The sequence below is a fragment of the Sulfurovum sp. MH2-6 genome (genome assembly GCF_058374785.1).
In genome coordinates this window covers 2,018,289-2,027,500 of record NZ_CM178170.1, presented here as the reverse complement: position 1 = coordinate 2,027,500, position 9,212 = coordinate 2,018,289, and the positions used below count along the sequence as shown (strand labels likewise).

The 9,212-nt window shown below is 42.1% G+C and carries 4 protein-coding genes and 2 rRNA genes; all 6 read left to right on the top strand.

Features of this window, described 5'->3' with window-relative positions:
- Positions 1–158 precede the first annotated feature (158 nt).
- The 6 genes from AC4JOV_RS10340 (at position 159) to AC4JOV_RS10315 (ending at position 9,067) form a co-directional block, all read left to right on the top strand.
- Positions 159–3,030: ribosomal RNA gene (locus tag AC4JOV_RS10340) — 23S ribosomal RNA — on the top strand.
- Positions 3,031–3,183: 153 nt separating this feature from the next.
- A 5S ribosomal RNA gene (rrf, locus tag AC4JOV_RS10335) occupies positions 3,184–3,299 on the top strand.
- A 623-nt stretch (positions 3,300–3,922) separates the two neighbouring features.
- Complete coding sequence (gene argH, locus AC4JOV_RS10330; RefSeq protein ID WP_229937661.1) at positions 3,923–5,311, top strand: argininosuccinate lyase; 1,389 nt, start codon at positions 3,923–3,925, stop codon at positions 5,309–5,311.
- Positions 5,312–5,426: 115 nt separating this feature from the next.
- Complete coding sequence (locus AC4JOV_RS10325) at positions 5,427–6,455, top strand: hypothetical protein (protein WP_229937662.1); 1,029 nt, start codon at positions 5,427–5,429, stop codon at positions 6,453–6,455.
- Positions 6,455–7,492 carry a DUF262 domain-containing protein gene (locus AC4JOV_RS10320; protein ID WP_229937663.1) on the top strand — a complete coding sequence of 346 codons (1,038 nt, stop codon included), beginning with the start codon at positions 6,455–6,457 and terminating at the stop codon, positions 7,490–7,492. The genes AC4JOV_RS10325 and AC4JOV_RS10320 overlap by 1 nt, the downstream gene beginning before the upstream one ends.
- A 1,197-nt stretch (positions 7,493–8,689) precedes the next feature.
- Positions 8,690–9,067: a hypothetical protein gene (locus tag AC4JOV_RS10315; protein ID WP_229937664.1), complete on the top strand. Its 378-nt coding sequence runs from the start codon at positions 8,690–8,692 to the stop codon at positions 9,065–9,067.
- Positions 9,068–9,212: the final 145 nt, after the last annotated feature.

Sequence of the window (9,212 nt, the reverse complement as noted above, 5' to 3'; positions counted from 1 at the left end):
ACTTCATATATCATAAACAAATTACAATTTAACAGAAAATTATCAGAAATGATAATCTTTCATGTGCAAACTCATAAAAAAGCATACTTTTATTAGATAAAGATGAATCATGTAAAAATGACTCAGATTGCATTTAATAAGGTAGTACCTTAGAATTAAATAAATTAATCTAAGGGCAGATGGTGGATGCCTTGACCAGGAGAGGCGATGAAGGACGTACTAGGCTGCGATAAGCCAGGGGGAGCTGCCAAGAAGCATTGATCCCTGGATTTCCGAATGGGGCAACCCAGCATGTGGTGACGCATGTTACTCTTTCGAGAGAGCGAACGTAGGGAAGTGAAACATCTCAGTACCTATAGGAAAAGAAATCAACCGAGATTCCCAAAGTAGCGGCGAGCGAAATGGGATTAGCCCTAAAGAGTTTAAGGTGTTAGTAGAATTAGCTGGAATGCTAGACCAAAGAGGGTGAAAGTCCCGTATACGAAAACTAATTAGACTTTATTCGAGTAGGTCGGGACACGTGGAACCCTGACTGAATATGGGAGGACCACCTTCCAAGGCTAAATACTACTCCAGGATCGATAGTGAACCAGTACCGTGAGGGAAAGGTGAAAAGAACCGCGGTGAGCGGAGTGAAATAGAACCTGAAACCATCTGCCTACAATCATTCAGAGCCCTATGATTTATCAGGGTGATGGACTGCCTTTTGCATAATGAGCCTGCGAGTTGTGGTGACTAGCGAGGTTAAGGAAACCCGAAGCCGTAGCGAAAGCGAGTGTTAACGTGCGAATAGTTAGTTGCTGCAGACCCGAAACTAAGTGATCTATCCATGGGCAGGTTGAAGCTGGTGTAAGAGCCAGTGGAGGACCGCACGGGTGGAGGTTTAAAACTCCTCCGATGACCTGTGGATAGGGGTGAAAGGCCAATCAAACTTAGTGATAGCTGGTTCTCTCCGAAATATATTTAGGTATAGCGTCATGTTCGAAGTATATGGGGGTAGAGCACTGATTGGGCTAGGGCCTACACCAAGGTACCAAACCCAGTCAAACTCCGAATACCATATATGAATTCATGGCAGTCAGGCATAGGGTGATAAAATCCTAGGTCGAAAGGGAAACAGCCCAGACTACCAGCTAAGGTCCCAAAGTTCTATTTAAGTGGAAAAGGATGTGGAGTTGCTTAGACAACCAGGAGGTTGGCTTAGAAGCAGCCATCCTTTAAAGAAAGCGTAACAGCTCACTGGTCTAGCGATTCTGCGCCGAAAATATAACGGGGCTAAAATAGACACCGAAGCTGTAGATTTACACACTAGTGTAAGTGGTAGGAGAGCGTTCTAGTCAGCATTGAAGCCATACCGGTAAGGAGTGGTGGAGCGGCTAGAAGTGAGCATGCAGGCATGAGTAGCGATAAAACAGGTGAGAATCCTGTTCGCCGAAAACCCAAGGGTTCCTACACGATGCTCGTCAATGTAGGGTTAGTCGGGTCCTAAGTCGAGTCCGAAAGGGGTAGACGATGGCAAATTGGTTAATATTCCAATACCAACTATTAAGCGCGATGGGGGGACGCATAGGGTTAAACGAGCTCACTGATGGAATAGTGGGTCGAAGGGTGTAGGTAAGCTGGATAGGAAAATCCGCCGGCTGTTTCCGAGACCTGACAGGCTGATGACGCTCTTCGGAGAAGATTCAGAATCGTTGATACCGTCGTGCCGAGAAAAGCCTCTAAGTATATTAATAGTTGCCCGTACCGTAAACCGACACAGGTGGGTGAGATGAGTATTCTAAGGCGCGTGGAAGAACCCTGGTTAAGGAACTCTGCAAACTAGCACCGTAACTTCGGAATAAGGTGTGCCTACTCTTGTATATGGACTTGCTCCAGAAAGCGAGAGAGGTTGCAACAAAGAGTCCCTCCCGACTGTTTATCAAAAACACAGCACTTTGCTAACTCGTAAGAGGATGTATAAGGTGTGACGCCTGCCCGGTGCTTGAAGGTTAATTGATGGGGTTAGCATTCGTGCGAAGCTCTTGATCGAAGCCCAAGTAAACGGCGGCCGTAACTATAACGGTCCTAAGGTAGCGAAATTCCTTGTCGGTTAAATACCGACCTGCATGAATGGCGTAACGAGATGGGAGCTGTCTCAACCAGGGATCCAGTGAAATTGTAGTGGAGGTGAAAATTCCTCCTACCCGCGGCAAGACGGAAAGACCCCGTGCACCTTTACTACAGCTTGACACTGCAATTGGGATATATTTGTGCAGGATAGGTGGGAGGCTTTGATTCATCGGCGCCAGCTGATGATGAGCCATCCTTGAGATACCACCCTTATATATTCTGATTGCTAACTTACGTCAGTTATCCTGACGGAGGACAATGTCTGGTGGGTAGTTTGACTGGGGCGGTCGCCTCCTAAAAAGTAACGGAGGCTTACAAAGGTTGGCTCAGATGGGTTGGAAATCCATCGTAGAGTATAATGGTACAAGCCAGCTTAACTGCGAGACGTACATGTCGAGCAGAGACGAAAGTCGGTCATAGTGATCCGGTGGTTCTGTGTGGAAGGGCCATCGCTCAAAGGATAAAAGGTACGCCGGGGATAACAGGCTGATCTCCCCCAAGAGCTCACATCGACGGGGAGGTTTGGCACCTCGATGTCGGCTCATCGCATCCTGGGGCTGAAGCAGGTCCCAAGGGTATGGCTGTTCGCCATTTAAAGCGGTACGCGAGCTGGGTTCAGAACGTCGTGAGACAGTTCGGTCCCTATCTGCCGTGGGCGTTGGATGATTGAGGAGAGTTGACCCTAGTACGAGAGGACCGGGTTGAACGAACCACTGGTGTACCAGTTGTCCTGCCAAGGGCATCGCTGGGTAGCTATGTTCGGATGTGATAACCGCTGAAAGCATCTAAGCGGGAAGCCAACTCCAAGATGAATCATCCCTGAAGATCCGCAGAAGACTACTGCGTTGATAGGCTGGGTGTGTAAGTGATGAGAGTCATTTAGCTGACCAGTACTAATAGATCGTTCGTTTTTATTTTATTCAACTACGGGTACTACCTTATTAAGTGCAAACTTAGTAAGATTGCAACCGATTGTAATTTACGCATTCTTTAGACTCTTAACAATGTTAAGCTCTCAAAGCTCTTTAGAGCAAAGAGAAACAAGTACATTACGATGTATTTCTTTCTCTTTGTGGTGGGGTTAGAGGGAGGGTCACACCCAGCTCCATTCCGAACCTGGAAGTTAAGCCTCCCATCGCCGATGATACTGCAGGCTACGCTTGTGGAAACGTAGGTCGCTGCCACTTTGAGTTTCTTTCTTTTTATTCAATCACACATTCATTTCATTATAAGTTCAATCAAAACCATCACTCTTTATTTCTTTTTACTTATTACTTGACATCCTCTCAGATCCCTGTCATGATGCTCACTGCTCACTGCTCACTGCTCACTGCTCACTGCTCACTGCTCACTCCTATTTCCTATTTCCTATTTCCTATTTGGTGCGTGATTACGCACCCTACGCGAAGTAGTAGTGTCGAAATACACTTGACTTACGCTCGTAACTCTGACATGATCCGTATCACGTATCACGTATCACGTATCACGTATCACGTATCACGTATCACGTATCACGTATCACGTATCACTGCTACATTACTGTTCGTTGATGTTTGATTTACTCCCCATTAACTCCCATATCTTATAATCTAATTAGAAAAGGTTGCCAGCCTTGAAGAGTTTCATTTACTCCTTGTTCAAAAATGTAAATCTCCCTGTTTACTCTTCCTGGCTCCCTTTTACAGAAGAGCCTCTCCTTCCTTCCCTTTTTCCTTGTACGTTTGGCTCTTCGACCCCGATCACTCATCATCACTTATTTCAAACCAACTTTACGTTAAAATACTCCCAATACTATACATTAGGATATTCTATGGCAAAAAAGATGGCATCAGCTAGGATCTCAACTGCGAGTTCCGAACTTCTCACTGAACTTAATAACTCTCTACCTTTTGACAAAGCACTCTATGCAGAAGATATCGAAGGTTCACGTGCCCATGCATTTATGCTGGGAGAGCAGGGGATCATCTCAAAAGAGGATGTTGCTGCGATCGATGCCGGGTTGGCTCAGATCAAAGAGGATATAGATGCAGGGAAGATCACGCTTGACGGTGATGATGAGGATATCCATATGGCGATCGAGCGTAACTTGACTGAGCGTATCGGCGATGCAGGGAAACGTCTGCATACTGCCAGAAGCCGTAACGACCAGGTAGCGCTTGACTTCAGAATGTATGTACAGAGAAATACGCTGGCTATCGCGGAGCTGCTTCTGGAGAATATCCAGACCTTCATTAAAGTCGCTGAAGAGAATACAGAGACACTCCTTCCAGGTATGACACACCTTCAGCATGCACAGCCGATCAACTTCGGTTACCATATGATGGCGTATGCGAGTATGTTCAAGCGTGACTATGAACGCTTCATGAGCTCTTATGAGCGTAACAATTTCTCTCCTATCGGTTGTGCGGCACTTGCAGGTACGCCTCACCCGATCAACCGTAAGATCACGGCAGAGAAACTCGGCTTTGATGCACCGACGCTGAACTGTCTGGATACGGTAAGTGACAGAGATTTCGCGCTTGAGATCCTCTTTAACATCTCTACGATGATGATGCACATGAGCCGTCTGAGCGAAGAGCTGATCATCTGGAGTACGAGCGAGTTCGGTTTCGTGACACTCAGTGACAGACACGCAACTGGAAGCTCCATTATGCCGCAGAAGAAAAACCCTGATATCCCTGAACTCCTTCGTGGTAAGACAGGCCGTGTGAACGGTAACCTGATCTCACTGCTTACTGTGATGAAAGGACTCAGCCTTGCATACAACAAAGATATGCAGGAGGACAAAGAGGGTGTCTTCGACTCTGTGAGAACAGCGGCTCTAAGTCTTCAGGTGATGAACGAGATGATCGCAGAGATGAGAGTCAATGTGGAGAAGATGGAAAAAGCATGTATGATCGGTCACCTCTCTGCAACCGACCTGGCTGACTACCTGGTAAAAGAAGCGGGACTTCCGTTCCGTGATGCCTATCACATCGTAGGAAATGTCGTGAATATGGCAGAAGAGAAAGGACTTGATATCTCTGAGCTTGGCATTGAAGATCTAAAGAGCATCGATGAGCGTATCGGTGAGGACGTGGTAGCACTCCTTGATAACCGTGCTTCGATGAATGCCCGTAAATCTGAAGGTGGTACGGCTACTGAGAGAACACTTGAGCAGATAGAGAGTATGAAGGGTTGGTTGGAAGCTCAAAAGTAGGCGCTAAATGTTGAGTATGCGTTCCCAACGAGGATGTCCCTTGTCTATACAATGTTGGAAACGGGTGAAAAGTAGCATGATTTTCATTTAAATAAAAAGGGAAGAGGGGGGTAATATGTCAAAAAAACTACTTTTAGTCTTGGGTAATGGGTTTACAATTGACTTTTTAAAGCATGCGAAAAAAGAAAACAATATTGATGTAAGTAATTTTTTTAAATTTGGAGCGGAAGTTCCGTGGCCAGAAACACAACAACCTGGTTTTTTGTCTTATAAACACTGTCCAAATTTATGGAATCTTGGGGCTAGGCCAAATATGACCAACAGTGCAGCTTATGAGTTGATAGAGGATATTATAACATGTATAAATGTTTATGCAGCTCATCCTAAAAAATCAGCATTAGCTGAAAATAAAAATGATATTTATTTTTCTGCCTATTTAGAATTAATTGCTTATCTACGTAGTCTATTTGTATTTTATAATCAAAAGATTGATGAGCTTACAGATCATGATTTAGAATGGACCTGGGCAAAATATTTAAAAAATATAATTGATGAAAATAGATATGAAGAAGTTAATATAGTTACATACAATTATGATATCTGGCTTGAGAGAATATTAATGCAAGCAAATATACCATTTTCAATTAATGGTTTCCCTTATGCAAGAGGTAATAGAGAGGTTATTGAAATTTTTAAGCCACATGGGTCTATTAGCTTTAAACATGGATCTGTACAAGATCATACTATGTATAAGATATCATATGAAAAAGAAATTAAAGATGCACCAATTTCCGAGTTTAGCATAGATTATGAAAATTTAGAAGACTATCATTTAATTAATCCTCTTATACCACCTGCAGGTGAAGCAGGTCGGATTGACAGTTCATGGTCCAAACAAATTCATAACAATATTGAAACGATAATACATGGTATGGGTAAAGATGATGATTGTATAATATGTGGTTTATCATATTGGCATGTAGATAGAAATGAGTTAGATGCTATTTTAGTAAACTGTAATCCTGAAATGAATGTTAAAATGATAAATCCGAACCCTGCTAAATCATTTACAGCAGTTCTAACAAGTTTATTTAGTAAATTGATAGTTTATCCAAATGCAAAAATTTTAGAGAGGTTAGTATAATGAATGAGATATTACAAAGGACAACAAACACAATACAAATTGCTGAATTTTGGGAAAATTTTCAGTTAAATAAATATAATTTTGATCCAGCTTACCAACGTTATTCTGTTTGGTCAGAAGAAAAACAATCATTTTTTATTGACAGTATACTGAGAAATTATCCTGTACCTCCAATTTTTTTGCATAAAAAAATAGATGATGCAACGGGTAAACAATCTTTTGATGTGATTGATGGGAAACAACGTTTAACATCCATTATTAGATTTATTAATAATGAAATACCTGCAACATCAGAAACTGATAATGAAGGTGATGAATTAGCAGGACTTTATTTTAAAGATTTAGATAAGGAGGCATTACATTATTTTAAAAAAGCTTTTTGGAGATATGAACTTCAAATTCAATATGTAGATACAGAAGACAAAGAATTAATAGATAAACTTTTTGATAGACTTAATAGAAATGGTGAGGCATTAAATGGACAGGAGTTACGGCATTCCCAATATCATAATAGTTTATTATTAAAAACAGTAACGGACTTAGCTGAAATAGCATTTTGGAAAGAGCGTACCAAACATTATGATTTAGCTAGAATGGAAGACAAAGAATTTATCTCTGAACTTCTTTTTGCTGTAATAGAAAAGAAGCCATTAGGTGCTGACAAACAGGATATTATTGATAATTATTATAAAAAACTATATAATGAAAAAGACTTAATTGAACCTGCCAAAAAAGATTTTATTGATATCACAAGTTATTTGGAGGCATTACATATTGACTATGAGAAATATTCGATTAAGGGTGTCAGTCATATTTATGGTTTATGGTGTTTTGCTCAAGAATGTTATAAAAAGAAAGAAGATATTGAATTCGTATCTAAAAAACTTGATGATTTTTATACTGAATTAAAAAATCTTTCACAGACTTCTGAACCAAATAAATATGTTGAGTTATATAAAAAATCTATGTCGGCAGGTACGAAATCTCAAAGTCAACGAACTCGTAGACTAGATGCTTTAAGTAGTTATGTTTTTTAGCTCGTCGTATACTGAAAAAGTGCGAAGCTTGATAGTCGGAGAAATCAGTTAAACTATAAGAATACAATATAAATGAGAGGTGAATAAAAAACCTTTAGCTCGTTCCCAACGAGGACGTTGGGAATGCGCCCTGACCAAAGGGAGGAAGTGCCCTTGGGGTGTATATCGCAGATTAATCTATCTGGAACTTATAAGTCCATCGTTAGATGGCAGACAGAGTGTGGATTCCCGGGGCAAGCCCGAGAATGACGTAAGGGTCGATATGGATTAGTCATTCCCACGCGAAGCATGGGAACGAAATGTAATCTACCGATAGTGGAAAATAAGCAAGAAACATGAAGATCGGTTGAGAACGTTTGGCAGTGCCAAACCTACGGATGAAAGGGGCATCTCCTCACTGGTTCCATATCTCTTGATATGTAACCCATACTTTACTATTTTTAGCTCGTTCCCAACGTCCTCGTTGGGAATGCATATCGCAGGTTAATCTATCTGTAATTTATGGGTCCATCGCTAGATGGCAGGAAAGCGTGTGGATTCCCGGGTCAAGCCCGAGAATGACGTAAGGGGCGATATGGATTCATAGCTCGTTCCCAACGTCCTCGTTGGGAATGCGCCCTGACCAAAGGGAGGAAGTGCCCTTGGGGTGCATATCGCAGGTTAATCTATCTGTAACTTATAAGTCCATCGCTAGATGCCAGGAAAACGTGTAGATTCCCGGGTCAAGCCCGAGAATGACGTAAGGGGCGATATGGATTCATAGCTCGTTCCCAACGTCCTCGTTGGGAATGCGCCCTGACCAAAGGGAGGAAGTGCCCTTGGGGTGCATATCGCAGGTTAATCTATCTGTAACTTATAAATCCATCGCTAGATGGCAGGAAAGCGTGTGGATTCCCGATCGGGGTCGGGAATGACGGAGGGGGCGATATGGATTCTAGCTCTTTACCAAGGTGTCCGTGGTAATGCGCCCTGATCAAAGGGAGGAAGTGCCCTTCATCGTAACTAGGTGTCAATTTTTAGACTTTATAACTTTTTTGTTATCAATTTTTATAAAATATTATAATTTTTAATTTATTTGGTTGTACAATGCCTTGTGTGTACAATGCATACGAAAATATATTGAAAAAAGGGAAAATTTTTATGAATTACGTATTTGATAGCCTACAATTAGGAGATTTACTAGGAAGCGTTGGAAACTTGGTTGGTACAGTGGCAAACACTGTAGATACAGTGGCTACTGTTGGTGATGTTGTAGTTGACGATGTTGCGAACCTGGCTCTTTCTGTTGACCATGTGTTGGATGTTGCTACTTCTGTTGCGACAACAGCGATCACTGCTGATGTAGTAAACCTTTTATTGGTTGCGGATGCTGCAGTTGATAACACAACGATCATCGCTGATAATCTAGTGAACGGTACTGTATTGCCTGCAGTGAACACACTTGTTGGTGGAGTTGACTTTCTAGTGAACGATACAGTACTTGGTACTGTAGGCAGTACACTTGGTTTGGTTGATAACCTACTTGATACTACGCTTGGTCTTGCTACTTCTGCAACAAGCGGTTTCATGGCATAATCACCCATTACTCTCCGCTTGGATAAGCGGAGGGTAGTTCAAGTATTGCGTTAAACACGTATCATAAAAAATTGAATAGAGTATAGAAAGAAACAGATTTATCATTTGGATCTATATCCACTGAATATACGGGGAAGAGGGGAAG

What these genes read in the sequence shown, in the direction of transcription:
- argH (WP_229937661.1), top strand. Translation starts at nt 3,923, where the DNA reads ATGGCAAAAAAGATGGCATCAGCTAGGATCTCAACTGCGAGTTCCGAA.
- AC4JOV_RS10325 (WP_229937662.1), top strand. Translation starts at nt 5,427, where the DNA reads ATGTCAAAAAAACTACTTTTAGTCTTGGGTAATGGGTTTACAATTGAC.
- AC4JOV_RS10320 (WP_229937663.1), top strand. Translation starts at nt 6,455, where the DNA reads ATGAATGAGATATTACAAAGGACAACAAACACAATACAAATTGCTGAA.